This window comes from Pelomonas sp. Root405 (genome assembly GCF_001425165.1).
Lineage (GTDB): Bacteria > Pseudomonadota > Gammaproteobacteria > Burkholderiales > Burkholderiaceae_C > Pelomonas.
In genome coordinates, this window is record NZ_LMDU01000014.1 from 681,909 (window position 1) to 704,258 (window position 22,350).

Annotated in this window: 26 protein-coding genes; 16 read left to right on the forward strand and 10 right to left on the reverse strand. The window is 65.2% G+C overall.

Annotated elements, in window-relative coordinates:
- Positions 1 to 3: 3 nt before the first annotated feature.
- The 6 genes from hscB to uvrB form a co-directional block, all read right to left on the reverse strand.
- Positions 4 to 522, reverse strand: a complete 519-nt coding sequence (hscB, locus tag ASC81_RS20975; protein ID WP_056271459.1) for a Fe-S protein assembly co-chaperone HscB — start codon at positions 520 to 522, stop codon at positions 4 to 6.
- A gap of 59 nt (positions 523 to 581) precedes the next feature.
- Entirely contained in the window at positions 582 to 905 is a 324-nt protein-coding gene (gene iscA / locus ASC81_RS20980) for an iron-sulfur cluster assembly protein IscA (protein WP_056271462.1), read from the reverse strand.
- Position 906: 1 nt separating this feature from the next.
- On the reverse strand, positions 907 to 1,293 hold the full coding sequence (iscU, locus tag ASC81_RS20985) for a Fe-S cluster assembly scaffold IscU (RefSeq protein WP_056271888.1): 387 nt from the start codon (positions 1,291 to 1,293) through the stop codon (positions 907 to 909).
- Between the two features lie 21 nt (positions 1,294 to 1,314).
- Entirely contained in the window at positions 1,315 to 2,535 is a 1,221-nt protein-coding gene (locus ASC81_RS20990) for an IscS subfamily cysteine desulfurase (RefSeq protein WP_056271465.1), read from the reverse strand.
- A 19-nt stretch (positions 2,536 to 2,554) separates the two neighbouring features.
- A complete protein-coding gene (iscR, locus tag ASC81_RS20995) occupies positions 2,555 to 3,088 on the reverse strand; it encodes a Fe-S cluster assembly transcriptional regulator IscR (RefSeq protein ID WP_056271467.1) in 534 nt (177 codons plus the stop codon).
- A gap of 183 nt (positions 3,089 to 3,271) precedes the next feature.
- A complete protein-coding gene (gene uvrB / locus ASC81_RS21000; RefSeq protein ID WP_235533720.1) occupies positions 3,272 to 5,401 on the reverse strand; it encodes an excinuclease ABC subunit UvrB in 2,130 nt (709 codons plus the stop codon).
- Between the two features lie 115 nt (positions 5,402 to 5,516).
- Between uvrB and ASC81_RS21005 the strand changes: the two genes are divergently transcribed.
- From ASC81_RS21005 to ASC81_RS21040, 8 genes are all read left to right on the forward strand, one after another.
- On the forward strand, positions 5,517 to 6,704 hold the full coding sequence (locus tag ASC81_RS21005) for an amino acid aminotransferase (RefSeq protein WP_056271470.1): 1,188 nt from the start codon (positions 5,517 to 5,519) through the stop codon (positions 6,702 to 6,704).
- 131 nt (positions 6,705 to 6,835) lie between these two features.
- Positions 6,836 to 8,155 carry a polyhydroxyalkanoate depolymerase gene (locus ASC81_RS21010; protein WP_056271473.1) on the forward strand — a complete coding sequence of 440 codons (1,320 nt, stop codon included), beginning with the start codon at positions 6,836 to 6,838 and terminating at the stop codon, positions 8,153 to 8,155.
- Positions 8,152 to 8,796, forward strand: coding sequence for an electron transport complex subunit RsxB (gene rsxB, locus ASC81_RS21015; protein WP_056271476.1), 645 nt, complete (start codon positions 8,152 to 8,154; stop codon positions 8,794 to 8,796). The genes ASC81_RS21010 and rsxB overlap by 4 nt, the downstream gene beginning before the upstream one ends.
- A 9-nt stretch (positions 8,797 to 8,805) precedes the next feature.
- Positions 8,806 to 9,450 carry an endonuclease III gene (nth, locus tag ASC81_RS21020; RefSeq protein WP_056271479.1) on the forward strand — a complete coding sequence of 215 codons (645 nt, stop codon included), beginning with the start codon at positions 8,806 to 8,808 and terminating at the stop codon, positions 9,448 to 9,450.
- Positions 9,451 to 9,463: 13 nt separating this feature from the next.
- The gene (locus ASC81_RS21025) at positions 9,464 to 9,673 is read left to right on the forward strand and encodes a hypothetical protein (protein ID WP_056271482.1); all 210 of its coding nucleotides are present in this window, start codon (positions 9,464 to 9,466) and stop codon (positions 9,671 to 9,673) included.
- Positions 9,670 to 9,969, forward strand: coding sequence for a cell division protein ZapA (locus ASC81_RS21030; RefSeq protein ID WP_056271485.1), 300 nt, complete (start codon positions 9,670 to 9,672; stop codon positions 9,967 to 9,969). The genes ASC81_RS21025 and ASC81_RS21030 overlap by 4 nt, the downstream gene beginning before the upstream one ends.
- Before the next feature lie 219 nt (positions 9,970 to 10,188).
- Positions 10,189 to 10,647: an EVE domain-containing protein gene (locus ASC81_RS21035; protein ID WP_056271487.1), complete on the forward strand. Its 459-nt coding sequence runs from the start codon at positions 10,189 to 10,191 to the stop codon at positions 10,645 to 10,647.
- A complete protein-coding gene (locus tag ASC81_RS21040) occupies positions 10,644 to 11,456 on the forward strand; it encodes a sulfite exporter TauE/SafE family protein (protein ID WP_056271490.1) in 813 nt (270 codons plus the stop codon). The genes ASC81_RS21035 and ASC81_RS21040 overlap by 4 nt, the downstream gene beginning before the upstream one ends.
- Here ASC81_RS21040 and ASC81_RS21045 read toward each other — a convergent pair.
- A complete protein-coding gene (locus ASC81_RS21045; protein ID WP_235533721.1) occupies positions 11,453 to 12,466 on the reverse strand; it encodes a sensor domain-containing diguanylate cyclase in 1,014 nt (337 codons plus the stop codon). The two genes, ASC81_RS21040 and ASC81_RS21045, sit on opposite strands and share 4 nt — an antisense overlap.
- A 209-nt stretch (positions 12,467 to 12,675) precedes the next feature.
- Between ASC81_RS21045 and ASC81_RS21050 the strand changes: the two genes are divergently transcribed.
- The 6 genes from ASC81_RS21050 to ASC81_RS21075 all read left to right on the forward strand — a co-directional run bounded on the left by ASC81_RS21050 (position 12,676) and on the right by ASC81_RS21075 (position 17,594).
- Positions 12,676 to 13,893 carry an NAD(P)/FAD-dependent oxidoreductase gene (locus tag ASC81_RS21050; protein ID WP_056271493.1) on the forward strand — a complete coding sequence of 406 codons (1,218 nt, stop codon included), beginning with the start codon at positions 12,676 to 12,678 and terminating at the stop codon, positions 13,891 to 13,893.
- A 166-nt stretch (positions 13,894 to 14,059) separates the two neighbouring features.
- Positions 14,060 to 14,272 (forward strand): 30S ribosomal protein S21, encoded by a 213-nt coding sequence (gene rpsU / locus ASC81_RS21055; protein ID WP_056196873.1) that lies wholly within the window; start codon positions 14,060 to 14,062, stop codon positions 14,270 to 14,272.
- Between the two features lie 108 nt (positions 14,273 to 14,380).
- Positions 14,381 to 14,827: a GatB/YqeY domain-containing protein gene (locus ASC81_RS21060; protein WP_056271495.1), complete on the forward strand. Its 447-nt coding sequence runs from the start codon at positions 14,381 to 14,383 to the stop codon at positions 14,825 to 14,827.
- A 9-nt stretch (positions 14,828 to 14,836) separates the two neighbouring features.
- Entirely contained in the window at positions 14,837 to 15,181 is a 345-nt protein-coding gene (locus tag ASC81_RS21065; protein WP_056271498.1) for a TIGR01244 family sulfur transferase, read from the forward strand.
- 146 nt (positions 15,182 to 15,327) lie between these two features.
- Positions 15,328 to 15,831: a TRAP transporter small permease subunit gene (locus ASC81_RS21070; RefSeq protein WP_235533722.1), complete on the forward strand. Its 504-nt coding sequence runs from the start codon at positions 15,328 to 15,330 to the stop codon at positions 15,829 to 15,831.
- Complete coding sequence (locus tag ASC81_RS21075; protein ID WP_082536694.1) at positions 15,828 to 17,594, forward strand: TRAP transporter large permease subunit; 1,767 nt, start codon at positions 15,828 to 15,830, stop codon at positions 17,592 to 17,594. The genes ASC81_RS21070 and ASC81_RS21075 overlap by 4 nt, the downstream gene beginning before the upstream one ends.
- A gap of 61 nt (positions 17,595 to 17,655) precedes the next feature.
- Here ASC81_RS21075 and ASC81_RS21080 read toward each other — a convergent pair whose 3' ends face one another.
- Both ASC81_RS21080 and pmbA read right to left on the reverse strand, forming a co-directional pair.
- Complete coding sequence (locus tag ASC81_RS21080) at positions 17,656 to 18,744, reverse strand: TRAP transporter substrate-binding protein (protein ID WP_056271505.1); 1,089 nt, start codon at positions 18,742 to 18,744, stop codon at positions 17,656 to 17,658.
- A 252-nt stretch (positions 18,745 to 18,996) separates the two neighbouring features.
- Complete coding sequence (pmbA, locus tag ASC81_RS21085) at positions 18,997 to 20,367, reverse strand: metalloprotease PmbA (RefSeq protein WP_056271508.1); 1,371 nt, start codon at positions 20,365 to 20,367, stop codon at positions 18,997 to 18,999.
- An 82-nt stretch (positions 20,368 to 20,449) separates the two neighbouring features.
- Between pmbA and yjgA the strand changes: the two genes are divergently transcribed.
- Positions 20,450 to 20,986: a ribosome biogenesis factor YjgA gene (yjgA, locus tag ASC81_RS21090; RefSeq protein ID WP_056271511.1), complete on the forward strand. Its 537-nt coding sequence runs from the start codon at positions 20,450 to 20,452 to the stop codon at positions 20,984 to 20,986.
- Complete coding sequence (gene mog / locus ASC81_RS21095) at positions 20,979 to 21,563, forward strand: molybdopterin adenylyltransferase (protein ID WP_056271513.1); 585 nt, start codon at positions 20,979 to 20,981, stop codon at positions 21,561 to 21,563. The genes yjgA and mog overlap by 8 nt, the downstream gene beginning before the upstream one ends.
- Here the strand turns inward: mog and cysE are convergent.
- Positions 21,556 to 22,332 (reverse strand): serine O-acetyltransferase, encoded by a 777-nt coding sequence (cysE, locus tag ASC81_RS21100; protein WP_056271516.1) that lies wholly within the window; start codon positions 22,330 to 22,332, stop codon positions 21,556 to 21,558. The two genes, mog and cysE, sit on opposite strands and share 8 nt — an antisense overlap.
- Between the last annotated feature and the right edge of the window lie 18 nt (positions 22,333 to 22,350).

Genomic DNA, 22,350 nt, shown 5'->3' on the forward strand with positions numbered 1-22,350 from the left:
TGTTCAGGCATCCAGCGCGGCGAGGCGCTGGTCAATATCGGCACGGAAGCGCTGGATGAACATAAGAGCGCGGACCTGCGATGCAGCGGCCGGCGCGTCGTTCGCGTCGTCGAGCAGCCGTTGGACGTCGGCGAGCGCGACCGTCTCCGCCCGGGCTGCATCGTCGTCGAGTGCGGTGAGTGCGGCTTCGCCATCCGCCTCGTCAAGCGCCTCGCGCCATTCCATCTGCTGGATCAGAAAGGCTGCAGGCATTTGCGTGTTGTTCTCGGCCTGGACGAGCGCGCCGCGTAACTCGCACAGGTAAGCCGCGCGCTTGAGCGGGTCGCGCAGGCGCTGGTAGGCCTCGTTGACGCGCATGGCCCATTGCATGGCCAGGCGCTGGGCAGCAGCGCCTTCCGATGCGAAACGGTCGGGATGGACCTCCGCCTGCAGCGACTTCCAGCACGCATCGATGTCAGCACGCACCTGGGCCTGCTGTTCTGGCAGGCCGAAGAGCTGGAAGTCGTTGTCGGTCAGGCGCATGGCAGGTGGAAAAGCAAAAGGCGCGGTTCACACCGCGCCTGTCGTTGGGTCAGCGAATCTCAGACACGGAAGGACTCGCCGCAGCCGCACTTGTCCTTCTCGCGCGGGTTGCGGAACTTGAAGCCTTCGTTGAGGCCCTCGCGGACAAAGTCGAGCTCGGTGCCATCGAGGTAGGGCAGGCTCTTCGGGTCGATGAGGATCTTGACCTCATGGCCTTCGAAGATCACGTCCTCGGGCGCGACCTCGTCGGCGTACTCCAGCTTGTAGGCGAGGCCCGAGCAGCCGGTCGTCTTGACGCCCAGGCGCAGGCCCACGCCCTTGCCTCGCTTGGCGATGTAGCGTTTGACGTGGCGGGCAGCCGCCTCGGTCAGGGTCACCGACATATCAGCTGGAGTGCTTGGCGCGGTAGTCGTCCACCGCGGCCTTGATCGCGTCCTCGGCCAGGATGGAGCAGTGGATCTTGACCGGCGGCAGCGCCAGCTCTTCGGCGATCTGGGTGTTCTTGATCGTCAGCGCCTGGTCCAGCGTCTTGCCCTTGACCCATTCGGTCACGAGAGAGCTGGATGCGATGGCGGAGCCGCAGCCATAGGTCTTGAACTTGGCGTCCTCGATCAAACCGGTTGCCGGGTTGACCTTGATCTGCAGCTTCATCACGTCGCCGCAGGCCGGCGCGCCGACCATGCCGGTGCCGACGTCGTCATCGCCGTTGTCGAACTTGCCGACGTTGCGGGGGTTCTCGTAGTGGTCAACGACCTTTTCGCTGTATGCCATGGTGTTCTCCTGAATCAACGATCAGTGGGCGGCCCACTGGATGGTCGAGATGTCGATGCCGTCCTTGTACATGTCCCAAAGCGGGGACAGTTCGCGCAGCCTGGCCACGCGGTCGGTCAGCACGCTGATCGCGTAGTCGATTTCTTCTTCGGTCGTGAAGCGGCCGATCGTCATGCGCAGCGAGCTGTGGGCCAGCTCGTCGCTGCGGCCCAGCGCGCGCAGCACGTAGCTGGGCTCCAGGCTGGCCGAGGTGCAGGCCGAGCCAGACGACACCGCCAGCCCCTTGACACCCATGATCAGGGACTCGCCCTCGACGAAGTTGAACGAGATGTTCAGGTTGTGCGGCACGCGCCGCTCGATGTCGCCGTTGATGAAGGTCTGCTCGATGCCGGACAGGCCTTGGACCAACTTGTTGTGCAGCGCGCGGATGCGCTCGTTCTCGGTGCCCATCTCCTCGCGGGCGATCCGGAAGGCCTCGCCCATGCCGACGATCTGATGCGTCGGCAAGGTGCCGGAACGCATGCCGCGCTCGTGGCCGCCGCCGTGCATCTGCGCCTCAAGGCGCACGCGCGGCTTGCGCCGGACGTAGAGCGCGCCGATGCCCTTGGGGCCATAGCTCTTGTGCGAAGCCAGGCTCATCAGGTCGATGGGCAGTTGGGCCATGTCAATCTCGACCTTGCCGGTGGCCTGGGCCGCGTCGACGTGGAAGATGATGCCGCGCTCACGGCACAGGTTGCCGAGCGCCACAACGTCCTGGATGACGCCGATCTCGTTGTTGACGAACATCACCGAGGCCAGGATGGTGTCCGGGCGCAGCGCGGCTTTGAAGGCATCCAGGTCAACCAGACCGCTTTCTAGCACGTCGAGGTAGGTCACCTCGAAGCCCTGGCGCTCCAGCTCGCGCATCGTGTCGAGCACGGCCTTGTGCTCGGTTTTGACGGTGATTAGGTGCTTGCCGCGCGTCTTGTAAAACTGCGCGGCGCCTTTCAACGCGAGATTGTTGGATTCAGTAGCGCCGGAGGTCCAGACAATCTCGCGCGGGTCGGCACCGATCAGCTCGGCGACCTGCACGCGCGCCTTCTCGACCGCTTCTTCCGCTTCCCAGCCCCATGCATGGCTGCGCGACGCCGGGTTGCCGAAGTGCTCGCGCAACCAGGGAATCATCGCGTCCACCACTCGGGGGTCGCACGGCGTCGTGGCGCCGTAATCGAGGTAGATGGGGAAGTGCGGGGTCATGTCCATGGCGCGACTGTTTCTTGCTTTACTTGCTGAAGGCGTTGCCGAGCGCGAACACCGAGTTCGGTGCGGTCACGCGGATCGGCTTGAGTACCGGCTGCGATGAGATCGCGCGCTTGACGGGCGCGGCCTCGACTTCGAAGCCCTTGGCAAGCTGCTCGTCGGCCAGCTTGCGCAGAGACACGGAGTCGAGGTACTCGATCATCTTGGCGTTCAGATTGGTCCAAAGTTCATGGGTGATGCAGCGGCCGCTGTCTTCGCCCATGCAGTTTTCCTTGCCGCCGCAGCCGGTGGCGTCCAGCGCCTCATCCACGGCGACGATGATGTCGGCGACGGTGATGTTCTCGGCCTTGCGGCCCAGCGAATAACCGCCGCCCGGGCCACGGGTGCTTTCCACCAGTTCATGGCGGCGCAGCTTGCCGAACAACTGCTCCAGATAGGAGAGGGAAATCTGCTGCCGTTGGCTGATCGCCGCCAGGGCCACCGGGCCCGTATTCTCGCGCAGCGCCAAGTCCAACATTGCGGTGACAGCAAACCGGCCCTTGGTGGTGAGACGCATACAAACTCCTTTGCGAGACTTCCTGTACACAACTTGTCCAGGACAAATGAGCCGGGTTAACCCAGGACGCCCGGACAATAGCCGAGCGAATCATTTCCGATCATTTTACTCGACTAATAAGCCGCGTCCCAGCGTAGATGGGTATCCCTAGCTTCCTGCGGGTTTTTGCAGGCCGTAATCGCTTTAGCGCGACACCCCGCTCTTGCGTGCGCTGTCCAAGGGGACGATGTTGTCGTGCACGCGCGCGCCGAAGGCCTGCTCACGCAGTTGGGCGAGTTGGTCTCGCATGCGCGCGGCCTGCTCGAACTCCAGGTTGCGGGCGTGTTCCAGCATCTGCTTTTCGAGCTGGGCGATACGTTTGGCCAAGTCCTTCTCGGACAAGTCCTCCACCTTGGCGGCAGCGAGCAGCTTGGCATCGTCGCGGCCGGACTCCGCCGAGTAGACCCCGTCGATCAGGTCCTTGATGCGCTTGGTCACGCTGCGCGGCGTGATGCCGTTTTCCTCGTTGAAGGCGATCTGCTTGGCGCGCCGGCGTTCGGTTTCGCCGATGGCCTTGCGCATCGACTCGGTGATGCGGTCTCCGTAGAGGATCGCCTTGCCGTTGACGTTGCGGGCCGCGCGGCCGATGGTCTGGATCAGGCTGCGTTCGGCGCGGAGAAAGCCCTCCTTGTCGGCATCCAGGATGGCGACGAGGGACACCTCAGGGATGTCCAGCCCTTCCCGCAGCAGGTTGATACCCACCAGCACGTCGAATGCACCGAGGCGCAGGTCCCGCAGGATCTCGACGCGCTCCACGGTGTCGACGTCGGAGTGCAGGTAGCGCACCTTGACGCCGTTGTCGCTCAGGTAGTCCGTCAACTGCTCGGCCATGCGCTTGGTCAGCGTCGTGATGAGCACGCGCTCGTTGACCTCGACGCGCAGCCTGATTTCCTGCAGCACATCATCGACCTGGTGCGTGGCCGGCCGAACCTCGACAAGCGGGTCGACCAGGCCGGTGGGTCGCACGACTTGCTCGACGACCTGGCCGGCGTTGTCCTGCTCGTACTGCGCCGGCGTGGCTGAAACAAAGATGGCCTGGCGCATCTTGCGTTCGAACTCGGCGAACTTCAGCGGCCGGTTGTCCAGGGCGGACGGCAGGCGAAAGCCGTACTCCACCAGCGTCGTCTTGCGCGCCCGGTCGCCGTTGTACATGCCGCCGAACTGCCCGATCAGCACATGGCTTTCGTCCAGGAACATGAGGGCGTCGGGCGGCAGGTAGTCCACCAGTGTCGGCGGCGGGTCGCCCGGCTGGGCGCCGGACAGATGGCGCGTGTAGTTCTCAATGCCCCGACAGTGGCCCACCTCCTGCAGCATTTCCAGATCGAACCGGGTGCGCTGCTCGACGCGCTGGGCCTCGACCAGCTTGCCCTCCTTGACGAAGAAGTCGACGCGCTCGCGCAGCTCCTGCTTGATCGCGTCGGTGGCCGACAGCACCCGCTCACGCGGCGTCACGTAGTGGCTGCTCGGGTAGACGGTGAAGCGCGGGATCTTCTGGCGGATGTGGCCGGTCAACGGGTCGAACAGCGACAGCGCCTCGATCTCGTCGTCGAACAGTTCGATGCGGATGGCCAGCTCCGAGTGCTCGGCCGGAAAGACGTCGATGGTGTCGCCCCGCACGCGGAAATGCCCGCGCACGAACTCCATCTCGTTGCGGGTGTACTGCATGCGGATCAGATGGGCGATGACATCGCGCTGGCCCATCTTGTCGCCCACCCGCAGGGTCATGATCATCTGGTGGTAATCGCTCGGGTTGCCGATGCCGTAGATGGCCGAGACCGACGCGACGATGATGACGTCGCGCCGCTCCAGCAGGCTTTTCGTGCACGACAGCCGCAGCTGCTCGATGTGCTCGTTGATCGCGCTGTCCTTCTCGATGAACAGGTCGCGCTGCGGTACGTAAGCCTCGGGCTGGTAGTAGTCGTAGTAGCTGACGAAGTACTCGACCGCGTTGTTCGGAAAGAAGTCCCTGAACTCGCTGTACAGCTGGGCCGCCAGGGTCTTGTTGGGCGCAAAAACGATGGCCGGGCGACCCAGGCGGGCGATGACATTGGCCATCGTGAAGGTTTTGCCCGAGCCGGTGACGCCCAGCAGCGTCTGGTAGCTGAGGCCATCGTTGATGCCGTCGACAAGCTGGGCGATGGCGGTCGGCTGGTCACCCGCTGGCGGGAAAGGCTGGAACAGCTGAAACGGCGAGCCTTCGAAGCTGACGAATTCGCCCTTGCGCTCCTCCGTGTCGCTTTCGGAGCCGGGCATGGCGTTCAAGGCTTCTTGCATGGGGGAATCCCTGGGTTCAAGGGCAAAATTGCTGCGCTGCGAAACCAGGCAGGTTAGCGCAGACCCTGATTCTTCAAGCCTCCCCTACTGCCAACGTCCCTTCAGGAAACCCGTCATGTCTTTGTTCGCCGATGTCGCCCTTGCCCCCCGTGATCCCATCCTCGGCCTGAACGAGCAGTTCAACGCCGACACCCGCTCGGGCAAGGTCAACCTCGGCGTCGGCGTCTACTACGACGAAGCCGGCAAGCTGCCGCTGCTGAAGTGCGTGCGAGAGGCCGAGGCCGCCATGGCCGCCGCCCCGAAGCCGCGTGGCTATCTGCCTATCGACGGCATCGCCGCCTATGACAAGGCGGTGCAGAAGCTGGTCTTCGGCAGCGAGTTGAAGAATGTCGCCACCGTTCAAGCCCTGGGCGGCACTGGCGCGTTGAAGATCGGCGCGGACTTCCTGAAGCAGCTCAACCCGGCGTCCAAGGTGCTGATCTCCGACCCGAGCTGGGAGAACCACCGCGCGCTTTTCACGCAGGCCGGATTCACGGTCGAAACCTATCCCTACTACGACGCTGCAAAGAAGGGCATCAACTTTGACGGCATGCTGGACGCGCTGAACGCAGCGCCCGCCGGCACCGTCGTCGTGCTCCACGCCTGCTGCCACAACCCGACCGGCTATGACATCACGGCAGCCCAATGGGCCGAGGTTGTCGCTGCCATCAAGGAGAGGGGTTTGACGCCCTTCCTGGACATGGCCTACCAAGGCTTTGGCTTCGGCTTGAAGGAAGACGGCGAGGCTGTGCGCCAGTTCATGGCCGCCGGCGTCGGCTTCTTCGTGTCGACCAGCTTCTCCAAGAGCTTCTCGCTCTATGGCGAACGCGTCGGTGCGCTGAGCGTCGTCTGCAGCAGCGATGAAGAAGCCGCGCGCGTGTTGTCGCAGCTCAAGATCATGATTCGCACCAATTACTCCAACCCGCCCACGCATGGTGCGCAGGTCGTCGCGCAAGTGCTGTCCGACGACAAGTTGCGCGCGTTGTGGGAAGAGGAATTGGCCGGCATGCGCACGCGCATCAAGGCGATGCGTGGCGCGCTGGTGACGGCGCTGAAGACAGCGGGCGTGACGGAAGACCTCGGCTTTGTCACCGAACAACTCGGCATGTTCAGCTACTCCGGTCTGTCGGCACCGCAGATGCAGCGCTTGCGCAGCGAGTTCGGCGTTTACGGCGTGGACTCGGGCCGCATCTGCGTGGCCGCTCTGAATGAAGGCAACCTGCCGACCGTCGCCAGTGCGATGGCGGCGGTCATCAGGGGCTGATCTGCCCGGCTGCGCACCTTGCGAGTGCGCAGGATTGGCGGTTTATCCGCCCATCCGATGTTGCAGCGCACAAGGCCGAAAGCGTTTTCTGGCACCATCGGGCCGTTCCGGCCCCTAATTCAAGGTTTGCCATGCTGTATCAGCTCTTCGAAACCCAGCGCGCCCTGCTCAGCCCCTTTTCAGAGTTCGCCGCCGCGTCGGCCAAGCTCTACAGCCACCCGCTGTCGCCGTTCGCGCACACGCCGATGGCCCAGCGGCTGTCCGCTGGCCTGGACCTGGCACACCGCCTGGCCAAGGACTACGAGAAGCCCGAGTTCGACATCCGGTCTGTCGAGGTGGATGGCGTCGACGTGGCTGTGCAGGAACTGGTGGCACTGGAAAAGCCTTTCTGCCGGCTGCTGCGCTTCAAGCGCTACACGGACGACCTGAAGGTGCTGGCCAAGATGAAGGACCAGCCCACCGTGCTGGTCGTGGCGCCGCTGTCGGGCCACCACAGCACGCTGCTGCGCGAGACCGTCAAGCAGCTGCTCAAGACACACAAGGTCTACATCACCGACTGGACCGACGCGCGCATGGTGTCGTTGGATGTCGGTCCCTTCCACCTGGACGACTACATCGCCTACGTGCAGGAGTTCATCCGCCACGTTGGTGGCGCGGACAGCCATGTCATCTCTGTCTGCCAACCCACCGTGCCCGTGCTGGCTGCCATCTCGCTGATGGCCAGCCGCGGCGAGCCGACACCGCGCAGCATGACCATGATGGGTGGGCCCATCGACGCCCGCAAGAGCCCGACGGCCGTCAACAACCTGGCCATGAACCGCAGCTACAGCTGGTTCGAGAACAACGTCATCTACCGCGTGCCGACCAACTTCCCCGGCGCCGGCCGCGCGGTCTATCCGGGCTTCCTGCAGCACACCGGCTTCGTGGCGATGAACCCGGACCGCCACCTGACCTCGCACTACGACTACTTCCTTGACCTGGTGCGCGGCGACGACGAGGGCGCCGAGGCGCACCGGCGCTTCTATGACGAGTACAACGCCGTGCTCGACATGCCCGCCGAGTACTACCTCGACACCATCAAGACCGTCTTCCAGGATTTCGCGCTCGTCAACGGCACCTGGCAGGTCAATGGCGAGTTCGTGCGCCCGCAGGACATCACGACCACGGCGCTGCTGACTGTCGAAGGCGAGCTGGACGACATCTCCGGCGCCGGCCAGACCAAGGCCGCGCACGACCTCTGCTCGGGCGTACCCAAGCAGCACCAGTTCCACTACGACGTCGAAGGCGCCGGCCACTACGGCATCTTCTCGGGCCGCCGCTGGCGCGACAACGTTTACCCCGAGGTGCGCGACTTCATCGCCAAGTACGAAGCCGCGCCGCTGAAGAAGACCGCCAAGGCCACGACGGCCAAGGCGACCGCCCCGGCCCCACGCCCACGTCGGAAAGCGTGAACCTCGCCGATCTGATCGACGCGGCGCTGCCGCAGACCCAATGCACCCGTTGCGGCTACCCGGACTGCCGCAGCTACGCCGACGCCATCGACGCGAAGCAGGCCCACATCAACCAATGCCCGCCGGGCGGCGCGGAAGGCGTCGCACGGTTGGCGGCGATCACCGGGCGCCCTGCCCGCCCGCTGAACCCCATCAATGGCGTTGAAGCGACACGCGGCGTCGCCGTCATCGACGAAGCCTGGTGCATAGGCTGCACGCTGTGCATCAAGGCCTGTCCGGCGGATTGCATCGTCGGCGCGCCGAAGGCGATGCACGTGGTCGTGACCGCCCAATGCACCGGCTGCGAGCTGTGCGTGCCCGCCTGCCCGGTGGACTGCATCTCCATGCCCGAGGTCACGACCGCCACCGGCTGGGCCGCCTGGAGCCAGCCGCAGGCTGATGAAGCCCGCGAGCGCTATATCTTCCGCAAGTTCCGCCGTCATCGCGAGGCGGAGGAGAACGAGGCGCGGCTGGCCGCAAGCGCCCAAGCCAAGCTGGCCGACCTGGCGGCCGCGTCAGCCATCACCGATCCAGCGCAACTCGACCGCAAGCGCGCAGCCATCGAAGCCGCGCTGGCCCGTGCTCGTGCAAAACGAGGCTGACAATCTGGCATGAACGCGAACCAGGTCGCACTTTTTTTCGCCACGCTCAAAGCCGCCAACCCGGCGCCACAGACGGAGCTGGAGTTCGCCAGCGTGTTCGAGCTGCTGACGGCTGTGCTCCTGTCCGCCCAAGCCACCGACGTCGGCGTCAACAAGGCCACCAAGCGCCTGTTCGCTGCGGCCAACACGCCCGCACAGATCCTCGCCCTCGGCCAGGACGGCCTGGAGTCGTACATCAAGACCATCGGCCTGTACCGCAGCAAGGCCAAGCACTTGCTGCAGACCTGCCACATGCTCATCGACCTGCATGGTGGCGACGTTCCGCGCTCGCGCACCGAGTTGGAAGCCCTGCCCGGCGTCGGCCGCAAGACGGCCAACGTCGTGCTCAACGTCGCCTTCGGCGAGCCGACGATGGCCGTCGACACGCACATCTTTCGGGTCAGCAATCGCACCGGCTTGGCGCCCGGCAAGACGCCCATCGCCGTCGAGATGGGGCTGCTGGACCGCGTGCCGACCGACTATCTCGTGGACGCCCACCACTGGCTGATCCTGCATGGCCGCTATGTCTGCCAGGCGCGCAAGCCGCTTTGCCATGTTTGCGCCGTCAACGATGAGTGCGACACCGGCCGCCTCCTAAAATCCGCTGTCGCTTGACTCACCTTCACCCATGGCCAGTCTCAACGATCTGACCGACCGCGTCGAACGCCTGCTGTTGCGCCACGACGAGGTCACCCGCACGAACGCGCTGCTGCTGGAGCAGATCGGCATCCTCACTCAGGAGCGCGACAGCCTGCGCTCGCGCTTGAACGCGGCGCGGGCGCGCGTCGACGCGCTGTTGGAACGGCTGCCCATCGAGGCGCCCAAGGAAGACGCATGAAGCAGATGGAAGTGACCATCATGGGCCAGGGCTATCTGCTCGGCTGCCCGGAAGGCGGTGAAGCCGCGCTGACGGCCGCGGTGGCCCATGTGGACCGTGAAATGAGCGCCATTCGCGACGCCGGCAAGGTCAAGGCACGCGAGCGCATCGCCGTGCTGGCTGCGCTGAATCTTGCTTACCAGCTTGTCGAAGCGCCGGTTGGCGCCGGTACGTCTACGCCTGCCTCTCCGCCCGAGGTCGATGCCCTCATCAAGCGACTGGATGAAGCACTCGGAAACGACGGCCAGTTGCTCTGAGTCTTAGAATCTGCCCCGTCCACCGCTTTCCCCGGGGCTTTATTTCCTTCATCCGATGCTCTATGAGCAAGGGCTTGGAAAATGCCGGACGGGCGTGATCGTCTCGCGTCAGATGAACCCGAAGTCCGGCTGACCTCGCCCACCTGATTACCCCTGGGTGTTCAGGATCTCGGCCCCCCGGATTGCGGTGGACACCTTCTTCGCACTTAGCATCAGCCCATGAACTACTGGCTGATGAAGTCTGAGCCCGACGAGGCCTCCGTCCTCCACCTGGAAAGCGCCGGCACGCTGCCGTGGACCGGTGTGCGCAACTACCAGGCGCGCAACTTCATGCGCGATGACATGCGCGTTGGCGATGGTGTCCTCTTCTATCACTCGTCATGCCCGGAGCCCGGCATCGCGGGCCTGGCCGAGGTCTGCAGCGCGGCCTACCCAGATGCGACGCAGTTCGATGAGAGCAGCCACTACTACGACGCCAAGTCCAAGCCGGACGCGCCCCGTTGGGTGCACGTCGACGTGCGTTGGCGCCGGACGACGCGACTGCTGAGCCTGAAGGAAATGCGCGAGGCGCCCGAGCTTGCGTCCATGCAGGTGCTGCAGCGCGGCAACCGGCTGTCGATCACGCCGGTCACGCCTGCCGAATGGCAGTCGGTGTTGAAGCGTCTGACCTCCAAATGACGGCCAGCCTTATCGCCGAATTGGTCGCGCTTGGATTGGGGGCCGGGTTTCTGGCCGGCTTGCTAGGCATCGGCGGCGGCATGCTGATGGTGCCCATCCTGACCTTCATCCTCGGCGAGCGTGGCGTCGAGCCCGGCCTGGCGGTCAAGATGGCCATCGCAACGTCGATGGCGACCATCATGTTCACGTCGCTGTCCAGCGTGCGCGCCCATCACAAGCGCGGTGCCGTGCGCTGGGATCTCGTGAAGGGCCTGGCGCCGGGCATCCTCATCGGTGGCCTTCTGGCTGGCGCGGGCTTGTTTGCACTCGTCAGGGGCGCCTGGCTCGCACTGGTGTTCGCGGTGTTCGTCAGCTTCTCGGGCTGGCAGATGCTGCGCAACAAGCGTCCGGCGCCCAGCCGACAGATGCCCGGTGCCACGGGCCAGGTCGGCGCAGGCGCCGGCATCGGCCTGCTGTCTGGACTCGTGGGCGCGGGCGGCGGCTTCGTCAGCGTGCCGTTCATGGTGTGGTGCAACGTTCCAGTGCATTTGGCCGTAGCCACGAGCGCGGCGCTTGGCTTCCCCATCGCGGTCGCGAACACCCTGGGCTATGTCATCGGCGGCTGGGGCATGGAGGCCGCGCTGCCGGGCGGCTTCGGCTATCTCTACCTGCCCGCACTGGCATTGATCGCTGCGGCAAGCGTGACCATGGCACCACTCGGTGCGCGCGCCGCGCATGCGATGAACGTGGCCCAGCTGAAAAAGGTCTTCGCGACGCTGCTGTTCGCCCTTGCCGCCTACATGCTCTGGCAGGGCCTGTCGGCGCTTTAGCCGAAGGCGATGGACGCGAGCACGACCTGGTTGCCGCCGCGGCGCTGAGCCTCGTGCACGGCCGCCTCGCTGGCAGCCATCAGCTCTTCCTGACGCGATGCGGTGTGCGGGAAGCTGGACACGCCCATCGAGATCGACAGTCCCAGGTCCTGCCCGTTCAACACGACGATCTGGGCGGCGCACTGGCGGCGCAATTGCTCCATGCGCGCATGAGCCGTTGCCAGGCCAACGCCCGAGAGCAGCACCGCGAAGCGCTGTGCACCGATCCGGCAGGCAGAGTCCATCGCCCGCGTGTTCGCACGCAGCATGCGGCCCATGCCTTCAAGCAGGCGTTGCTGGGCGTCTTCACCCAGGCCAGCCACTGCAGAGGAAGCGTCAAGCGCGATGACCACCAGCGCGAACTCGCGATGCTCACGCGAGGACAGATCAATCTCGCGCAGCAACTGGTCATCAAACTGGGCGCGCATATAGAGGCCCGAGACATCGTCGCGACCTGAGCCCTGCTGCAGCTCACGGCGGATCTGCTCGATGGAGCTTTGCTGCTGCTCGATCTGGGCCAGCGCTCGCTGCAGATGCGCCTCGCGGTGGCGCTCTTCGGTGCGCTCATGCCAGACGGCCAGCAGGAAATCCGGGCTGAGTGCAAGCCGCGTCACGCTGAACTCGCGCCGGCGGTGGTTGATCTCCAGCTTGTGCTCGCTGACGACCGGATGGCGCTGGGCCATCACCGTCTGCTCGACGCGGCGCAGAGCCGTCGTCTCGTCGGGCTTGAGCAGTTCGGCGTCGGTGTGGCCGACAACTTCCTGACGCTCGAACATCTGCGCCAAGCCTGCGCTGGCGAACACATAGCGGCCTGTGGCGACCGCCTTGATGGCTGCCTGACTGCCCAGCGGCTCGATGAGCGCGACAAGGCCGGCCAGCGCCTCGCTGCCCAATTCGGCATGACCGGCCAGCCAATGCGCCAAGCTGCCGGGCTCCGGCTGCATCGCGGTCTGGTCTGCGGTCATATCCATGAATCGTTAAATGCGGTCAAGCGCTCACGGCACAGCCGCAATGCCAAGATGTTCGGAGGAATGTAGTGGGGCGAAAGTAGCACCAGCAAGACCGTGCCACCCCGTGAATCGGGCCTCCCCCCTAGAAGGCCCGTTTGCTACCCGGCTTGAATCCTAACGAGTTTCGTTGCACCCACCCGCGACAATGCGGCCCCATTCACGGGAGGCATATGCAGGGATTCGACGCGGTGGTGGTCGGCGCGGGCGCCGCGGGCCTGTTCTGCGCTGGGCTGGCCGGCCAGCGTGGGCTCAAAGTGCTGCTGATCGACCACTCGCCGAAACTGGCAGAAAAGATTCGTATCTCCGGCGGCGGCCGGTGCAATTTCACGAATCGCGATGTCGCACCATCCAACTTCCTGTCCGAGAACCCGGCGTTTTGCCGCTCGGCGCTGGCCCGCTACACGCCGCAGGACTTCGTCAAGCTGGTGCAGAACCACGGCATCGCCTTTCACGAAAAGCACAAGGGCCAGTTGTTCTGCGACGACTCCGCCGAGCAGATCATCCAGATGCTGGTCAAGGAATGCGAGGCTGGCGGCGTCAAGCGGTGGCAGCCTTGCACGGTGGCTGACGTGCGGCGCTCTGGCGAGGGCAGTTTTGAGCTCGACACCAGCCAGGGGCCCGTGAAAACGCAGCGCGTCGTGGTGGCGACCGGTGGCCTGCCTGTTCCCAAGATCGGCGCCAGTGACTGGGGCCTGCGCCTGGCCAAGCGCTTCGAGCACGCCATCGTCGAGCCGCGCCCAGCGCTGGTTCCGCTGACCTTCGCCCCAGACGTCTGGGCGCCGTTTGCCGCGCTGGCCGGGCTGTCTCTGCCAGTCGAGGTGTCCTGCGGCACGGGCAAGGCGCGCATGCGCTTTCTGGAAGACCTGTTGTTCACACACCGCGGCCTCAGTGGCCCGGCCATCCTGCAGATTTCCAGCTACCGGGCGGCCGAGCAGTCCCTGCAGATCAACCTTGCGCCTGAGTTGCAGTTGGACAAGGAACTGCCGGAAGCCAAGAGCGCGTCGCGGCGCCAGCTGGGCAACGAGCTGGCCGCGCGGCTGCCGCAGCGCCTGGCTGCCACCTGGCTGGAACGCGCAGGGCTGGACGCTGCCCGGCCGCTGCCGGATTGCCGCGACGCCGATCTGCAACGGCTGGGCCGCAGCGTGCACGATTGGCAGTTGATGCCCAGCGGCGATGAAGGCTGGCGCAAGGCCGAGGTCATGCGCGGCGGCGTCAGCACCAAAGACCTGAGTTCCCAAACGCTGGAGAGCAAGCGCGTTCCCGGGCTTTATTTCATCGGCGAGGTCGTGGACGTGACGGGCTGGCTGGGCGGCTACAACTTCCAATGGGCCTGGGCCAGCGCTGCAGCGTGCGCGCATGCCATGGCGGACGTTTCAGTCCCGACCTGAGCAGCTCTTGGCAAGTCCTTGATTTCCTGGCTACAATCCCCGGCTTTGCTGGCAAACCCCGCGCGTCGATTCGCTGCACTTCTCGATGAAGACTCAAGAGAAGCAGTAATCCGGAACCTGCTGCTGATCCCAGCTGCGAACACCGAGCGCAATCCGAAGGAATTAAATGACCACCATCCGCGTCAAGGAAAACGAACCGTTCGACGTCGCCCTGCGCCGTTTCAAGCGCACCATCGAGAAGCTGGGCCTGCTGACCGAACTGCGCGCCCGCGAGTTCTACGAGAAGCCCACCGCCGAGCGCAAGCGCAAGAAGGCTGCTGCCGTCAAGCGCCACTACAAGCGCGTGCGCAGCATGCAGCTGCCGAAGAAGCTGTTCTGATCGTCTGACGCGATCCGGAGCCTGTTTCAGTAACAGCTCCGGTTGATACCAAAACCCGCCACAGGACGCTGTCGCGGGTTTTTGTCTTTCTCAACCTCTGCCACCGCCATGAGCCTCAAAGACCGCATCACCGAAGACATGAAGGCCGCGATGCGCGCCAAGGAAAGCGACCGTCTGCTGACGATCCGTGGCCTGCTGGCCGCCGTCAAGCAGAAGGAAGTGGACGAACGCGTCGTCGTGGACGACACGGCCCTGGTGGCCATCGTCGACAAGCTGATCAAGCAGCGCAAGGACTCGATCAGCCAGTTCGGCGCCGCCGGCCGTGACGACCTTGTCGCCAAGGAAACTGCCGAGCTGGCTGTGCTCCAGGCTTATCTTCCTGAGCGCTTGTCCGCCGAGGCAGTGGCCGAGAAGGTCGGCGCCATCGTTGCCGAATTGGGCGCCAGCGGTCCTGCCGACATGGGCAAGGTCATGGCCGCCGCCAAGGCGGCCCTCGGCGGTGTGGCGGAGATGAGCACGGTGTCTGCCGCGGTCAAGGCCGCGCTGACGAAGTAAGGAGCCCTCATGACCCTGCCCCTGCAAGCCCTGACACCCGACATTTGCGTCGCTCCGCAGCTGACGCCCGAGGCCATGGCGGAAGCCGCAGCCATGGGCTTTCGCGCCGTCGTCAACAACCGACCCGACTTCGAGCACGGCCCCGATCAACCGACCTCAGCCGCCATCGAGGCAGCCGCGGTGGCTGCAGGCATGGAGTACCGCCATCTGCCCGTCGCCGGCGGCTACCAATCGCCACAACAGATCGCTGCCTTCGCGGACCTGCTCGCTGAGCTGCCGCGACCACTGCTCGTCTTCTGCCGCTCCGGTGCGCGTTCGGCCAACCTGTTCGCCCAGGCCAATCGCGACGTCTGAAGGTCGGCGCCGCCTGTAGCTGCTCATAGAATCGCGCGCCTCTTCGCCCGGCCCGGGCGGGTCCTGATTCAAGGTGCAGCGCGGTGGGATTTCTTCTATCAATCAGTCGAGCGATTGACGCAATCAGCCTGGCCACCGGCCGGCTGATGCGCTGGTTGATTCTGGCGTCCGTGCTGATCAGCGCCGGCAACGCAGCGATGCGCAAAGCCTTCGACATCGGCTCCAATGCTTATCTTGAAGTGCAGTGGTACTTGTTCTCGGCCTGCTTTCTGCTTGCCGCGGGCTATGTGTTCCTGAAGAACGCCCACGTGCGTATCGACTTCTTGTCCAACAAGCTGTCGATGCGAACCAACGCGCTGATCGACATCGTCGGCATCGTCGCCATCATCGTGCCGCTGGCGCTGCTGCTGATGCACCTGTCCTGGCCGGTTTTCCACAACGCCTGGGTCTCCGGCGAGATGAGCCAGAACGCCGGCGGGCTGGTCCGCTGGCCGGTGCTGCTCATGATTCCGGCGGGCTTCCTGCTGCTGCTGCTGCAGGCACTGTCCGAACTGATCAAGCGATTCGCCTTCCTCGGTGGTCACCTCGAACAGCCGTTCTCACGCGAGCAGCCCGAGCCGCTCGTCCCCGAACTGGAGGGCAAGGCATGACGCTGTGGATTGCGCAGAATTTCGTGCCCCTCATGTTTGCGGGGCTCTTTTTGATGCTGCTGTCTGGCATCCCGGTGGCGTTCGGCTTGGCGGCCACGGGCCTGCTCTTTGGCTGGATCGGCATGACGCTGAGCGGCGTACACCCCGAGGTGCTGAGCATCGGCGCGAACCTGTTCCAGGCGCTGCCGCTGCGTGTCTTCGGCATCATGCAGAACGACACGCTGCTGGCGATCCCCTTCTTCACCTTGATGGGCATCATCCTTGAGCGCTCCGGCATGGCCGAGGACCTGCTCGAGACCGTCGGCCAGGTCTTTGGCCCGGTGCGCGGCGGTCTGGCGATTGCCGTCGTGCTGGTCGGCGCGCTGCTGGCGGCGACCACCGGCGTGGTGGCTGCGGCCGTCATCAGCATGGGCCTGATCTCGCTGCCTATCATGCTGCGCTACGGCTACAACCGCAGCATCGCGACCGGCACCATCACGGCCAGCGGCACGTTGGCGCAGGCCATTCCGCCATCGCTGGTGCTCATCGTGCTCGCCGACCAACTCGGCCGCTCCGTGGGTGACATGTATGCGGGGGCGTTGGTGCCAGGGCTGCTGTTGGTGGGGCTCTATCTGCTGTTCATCATCGCCGTTGCCATCGTCAAGCCGTCCTGGGTGCCGGCGCTGCCGCCCGAGGCCCGCATCTACAAGGAAGCCGACGGCTCGCCGGGCTACCGCTCGCTGCTGGTGCTGATGTTGGTCTGCGTGGGCGTCGGCTGGCTGTGGCATGGCCAGCATGAGCGGCTCATCAACCCGCTGATCGGACGCGAGTTGGCGGCCCCCGAAGACGAGCGGCTGATTCTGTCCATGACGGTTGGCGCGCTGGTCGCCTGGGGCCTGGCGCTGGCCAACAAGTTCCTGCGCCTGGGCCTGCTGTCGCGCCTGGCACAGCAGGTGACCTTCGTGCTGATTCCGCCACTCGTGCTGATCTTCCTGGTGCTTGGCACCATCTTCCTGGGCGTCGCCACGCCCACGGAGGGCGGCGCCATGGGCGCGGTTGGTGCGCTGGTCATGGCGCTGGTCAAACGGCGGCTGTCGCTGAAGCTGCTGAATCAGGCGCTGGACAACACATTGCGCCTGTCGTGCTTTGTGCTCTTCATCCTGATCGGCTCCACGGTGTTCAGCTTCACCTTCAATGCGGCCGACGGCCATATCTGGGTAGAGCACCTGTTCGACAACATGCCGGGCGGCGCGCTCGGCTTCCTGGTCATCGTGAACCTGCTGATCTTCGTGCTCGGCATGTTCATCGACTTCTTCGAGATCGCCTTCATCGTCGTGCCCATCCTTGCGCCGGTGGCTGAAAAGATCTTGCCGGCGCTGGTGCCGGGCATGCCACCCGACATGGTGATGATCTGGTTCGGCGTCATCGTCGCGATGAATCTGCAGACATCTTTCCTGACGCCGCCCTTCGGTTTTGCGCTGTTCTATCTGCGCAGCGTGGCACCCGACAAGGACTATCAGGACCGAATCACGAACGCCACCATCCCCGCCGTCTCCACCGCCCAGATCTACAAGGGCTCGATCGCCTTCATCGTGCTTCAGCTGGTGATGGTGGCCACCGTGATCGCCTTCCCGCAGCTCGTCGCGGGCAACATCCAGGTGACCGAGAAGATCGACGCGGAAGCAGCCATGGAACGGATGGCGCCCAAGGACGACATGTTCGACATGGTCCCGGTCGAGCCGATGGACGGCGAGGCGCCGGCCTCGGCGCCGTCGCCGGAGTGACCAGAAAAAAGGCCCCGCAATGCGGGGCCTTCTTCGCGGCGCGGCACGCCCGTCGGGCTACTCAGAGCTGGTTGACCTTGTTCTGCATGTAGCGGTCAAAGATGGCTTCGGTGTAGCGGAACCAGCGGTTGCTGTCCTTCCGGAACGCCGCGTAGTCTGCGTAGACCTTCTTCCAGTTCGGGTTCTTGGCCGACAGGTCGCTGTAGAGCGCCATCGACTCCTTGAACGCCAGGTCCATCACGTCCAGCGGCATTTGCACCAGCTTGGTCTTGTTGGCCAGCAATTGCGTCAATGCCTGGGGATTACGGGCGTCATACCTGGCCTGCATCTCCACGTGGGCATAGGCAGATGCCGCCTCGACCACCGCCTTGTACTCGGCCGACAGGCCTTCATAGGCCTTGGTGTTGATGTAGAGATCGAGCTGAGGGCCGCCCTCCCACCAGCCGGGGTAGTGATAGAAGGGCGCGACCTTGAAGAAACCGAGCTTCAGATCGTCATAGGGGCCGACCCACTCGGCCGCGTCGATGGTGCCCTTTTCCAGCGCCTGGTAGATCTCACCACCGGGGATGTTCTGCGGCACCATGCCCATGCGCTCGCAGACCCTGCCGGCAAAGCCACCAACGCGGAACTTCAGGCCCTTCACGTCGGCGACCGACTTGATCTCCCTGCGATACCAGCCGCCCATCTGCGCGCCGGTGTTGCCCATCGGGAAATTGATGATGTTGTAGTTGCGGTAGAACTCCCGCATCAGCTTCAGGCCGTTGCCTTCGTATTGCCAAGCCGTCATCTGGCGGCTGTTCAGGCCGAAGGGGATGGCGCAGCCGATGGCGAAGGTCTCGTCCTTGCCGAAGAAGTAGTAAGGCGCCGTGTGCGCCATCTCGACCGTCGCGTTCTGCACGCCGTCGACGACGCCGAAGGCCGGCATCAATTCACCGCCCGCATGCACCGAGATCTGGAACTTGCCGCCGGTCATTTCCGAGACCTTCTTCGCGAACACCTCGGCGGCGCCGTAGATGGTGTCCAGCGACTTCGGGAAGCTCGATGCGAGCCGCCAGCGAACTTGCGCCTGTGCCTGAACGATAGCGGGGGCGGCGCCTGCGGCCAGCACGCCGGCAAGGCCTGCGTTGCGTACGAAGGAACGTCGTTCCATGGACATGGATGTCTCCTGTTTTCGGATTCGTGAAGAGAAAAACTGGGCGATTCTAGGAAGCCCGCATGGCGACCCGGCCGGGATTTACCCCGGCGCCAAGCCACGCTGAAATGAGTTCGGGCCGAGCGCCGGGCCGCTCCGAAGCCGGCCCGTCTGGCGATGCTTGCGGCTCAATGCCGCAAGCATCGCCGTCCCCCCTGGGGACCGACTGGGCTGGCCTGCGTCCAGCAAGGCCACACCAGGCGAGGGGCATCAATTCGCGCCGGCGAGCTTCATGCCAGTGACCAGCACCGAGCCCACGGTCTTGGTGCCCATCGAATACTCATCGGCCCCGATGCCGACGATGTTCTGCAGCATGTCCTTCAGGTTGCCGGCGATGGTCACCTCGTGGACCGGATAGGCGATCTCGCCGTTCTCGACCCAATAGCCGCTGGCGCCGCGCGAGTAGTCACCCGTCACGTAGTTGACGCCCTGCCCCATCAGCTCGGTCACGAGCAGGCCGCGGCCGAGGCGGCGGATCATCGTTGGCAGGTCGTCGCCGGGCGCCGTCGCGCGGCTGGTCATGCGCAGGTTGTGCGAGCCGCCGGCATGGCCGGTCGTCTTCATGCCGAGCTTGCGCGCCGAATAGCTGGACAGGAAATAGCCCTGCAGCACGCCGCCCTCGACGACCGAGCGCGCGCGCGTCACGACACCTTCGTCATCGAAGGGCGAGCTGCCCTTGCCCTTGGGCACATGCGGGTCCTCGGAGATGTCGATGTGCGACGCGGTGACCGGCTTGCCCAGGCTGTCGAGCAGAAACGTCGTGCGGCGGTACAGCGCGCCGCCACTGGTCGCCTGCACCAGCGCACCCAGCAGGCCGATGGCGACGGTGCTCTCGAACAGCACTGGCACCTCGGCCGTCGCGACCTTGCGCGCCTTCAGGCGCGACAGCGCCCGCTCCGACGCATAGCGGCCGACCGCCTCGGCCGAGGCCAGGTCGGCGGCATCCCGCATGGAGCTGTACCAGGCGTCGCGCTGCATGCCCGCGCCGCGGCCGGCAATCGGCGCTACCGACAGCGAATGCCGCGAGCTCGCGTAGCCGCCCCGGAAGCCGCGCGTATTGCCCATCCAGAAGTGCGACTGCTGGGCCGACACGGCCGCGCCCTCGCTGTTGGTGATGCGCTTGTCGACCGCCAGCGCCGCGGCCTCGCAGCGCAGCGCGATCTCGGCGGCCTGGGCCGCGTCGATGTTCCACGGGTGGAAAAGATCCAGCTCGGGCCGCGCGGCCGCATCCAGCGCGAGGTCGGCTTCGTCAGGCAGGCCGGCGAACTCGTCTTCGGCCGTGAAACGCGCGATGTCATAGGCCGCACGCACCGTGTCGCGAATCGCCTGGGGCGAAAAGTCCGACGTACTGGCATTGCCGCGGCGCTGGCCCAGGTAGACCGAGATGCCCAGCGACTTGTCGCGGTTGCGCTCAACGTTCTCCAGCTGCCCCAAGCGCGCCGACACCGACAGGCCGCAGCCTTCCGAGACCTCGGCGCCGGCATCCGTCGCACCGAGTTTTTTTGCTTCGCCGAGCGCATCCTCGATCCACTGCTGGAACTGCTCGGGGCTGTAGGCAAAACCGTTCTGGGGCTGGGGCATGAAAGCAAAGCGCCGGGCGATGCCGGCGCCGGTGAAATGGGGTGGGGGACAATGATAAGACCCTGCCCTCCTCCGCACCGCGATGCACGATCCCATCCCTGAACTCGAAGACGACGACGACTTCGACCGCCCCAGCAAGAGCCAGCTCAAGCGCGACATGACCGCGCTGCAGAAGCTTGGCGAAGACCTGATGGCGCTGCCCGAGTCGCGTTGGGAGCCGCTGGCCCTGCCTGAGATCCTGTACGACGCGCTGCGTCACGCCAAGAAGATCACCAACTTCGAGGGCAAGCGCCGGCAGATCCAGTACATCGGCAAACTGATGCGCAAGATCGACCCCGAGCCGATCCGTGAAGCCGTGGCTGCCTTCAAGCTCGGCCATGCGCAGGACAGTCTCAGGCTGCACCAGTCCGAGCGCTGGCGCGAACGCCTGCTGGCCAGTGACGACGCGCTGCAGGAGTTCCTGGCCGAGCACGCCGACGTCGACATCCAGCAGCTCCGCAGCCTCGTGCGCGCGGCACGCAAGGACGCGGCCAACGAGCCCGAACAGCGCAGCGGCCGCGCCTTCCGCGAGCTGTTCCAGTTCATCAAGGCGTCTGAAGTCGCGGCCGACGATGAGTGACCCGATTGCTGACACGGTACGGATCGGCATCGTTTCGATCAGCGACCGCGCCTCCAGCGGCGTCTATGAAGACAAGGGCCTGCCCGCGCTGAAGGAATGGCTCACGAGTGCGCTGCACAACACGATCGAGTTCGTGCCTCGCCTCATTCCCGACGAGCAGGCCGGCATCTCGGCCGCGCTGGTCGAACTGGTCGACGTCGAACGCTGCGACCTGGTGCTGACCACCGGCGGCACCGGCCCCGCGCCGCGTGACGTGACGCCCGAGGCGACGCTGGCCGTCGGTGACCGGGTGATGCCCGGCTTCGGCGAGCAGATGCGCCAGATCTCGCTGCACTTCGTGCCGACGGCCATCCTGTCCAGACAGGTCGCCGTCATCCGCGGCAAGGCGCTGGTCATCAATCTGCCCGGCCAACCCAAGGCAATTGCGGAGACGCTGGCGGGCCATGAAAAGGCCAGCGGCATCTTCGCGGCCGTGCCCTATTGCATCGACCTGATCGGCGGGCCCTACCTCGAAACGCGTGACGAGGTCTGCAAGGCGTTCCGGCCGAAGTCAGCGCAACGAGCGCCGGCTACTTGACGAGCCGCGTCAGCTCGGCCGCGTCGAAGTTCTCGTCACGCTGGGCATCGCAGGGCACGCAATCGCCCACCGGCTGGCCCTGCCGCTCCGACAGCTTGCACACGGCCGACCACAGCAGGGCGATCTGGTGTTCGTGGCCCGAGGCGCTGTCGATCAGGCCACGCATGGCCATCGCAACCGGGTCGTCGCCCTGCGTCACACCGTAGGCCGAGAAGCCCATCTTGGCGGCGGCCTCCTCGCGCGCCTGCTCGCTGGCCGCCTCGATGATGCGGGCCGGGTTGCCCACGGCGGTCGCGCCTGCCGGCACCGGCTTGGTGACGACAGCGCCCGAGCCGATGCGCGCACCGGCACCGACGGTGAAGCCCCCGAGTACCGAGGCGTTCGCGCCGACGATGACGCCGGGGCCGAGCGTCGGGTGACGCTTGGCACCTTTCACCAGCGAGGTGCCGCCAAGCGTCACGCCCTGGTAGATGGTGCAGCCCTCGCCGATCTCAGCCATCTCGCCGATGACGATGCCCATGCCATGATCGATGAAGACCTTGCGGCCGATGCGAGCGCCGGGGTGAATCTCGATGCCGGTGAGGAAACGGCCCCAGTGCGACACCCAACGCGCCAACCACTTGAAGCCGTGATGCCAGAGCCAGTTGGCACGGCGGTGGAACATCAGCGCATGCAGGCCCGGGTAGCAGGTGAGCACCTCCCATGCCGAGCGGGCTGCCGGGTCGCGTTCAAGAATCAATGCGATGTCTTCGCGCAGGCGCTGGAACATGGTGTATGCGGGAGTGAG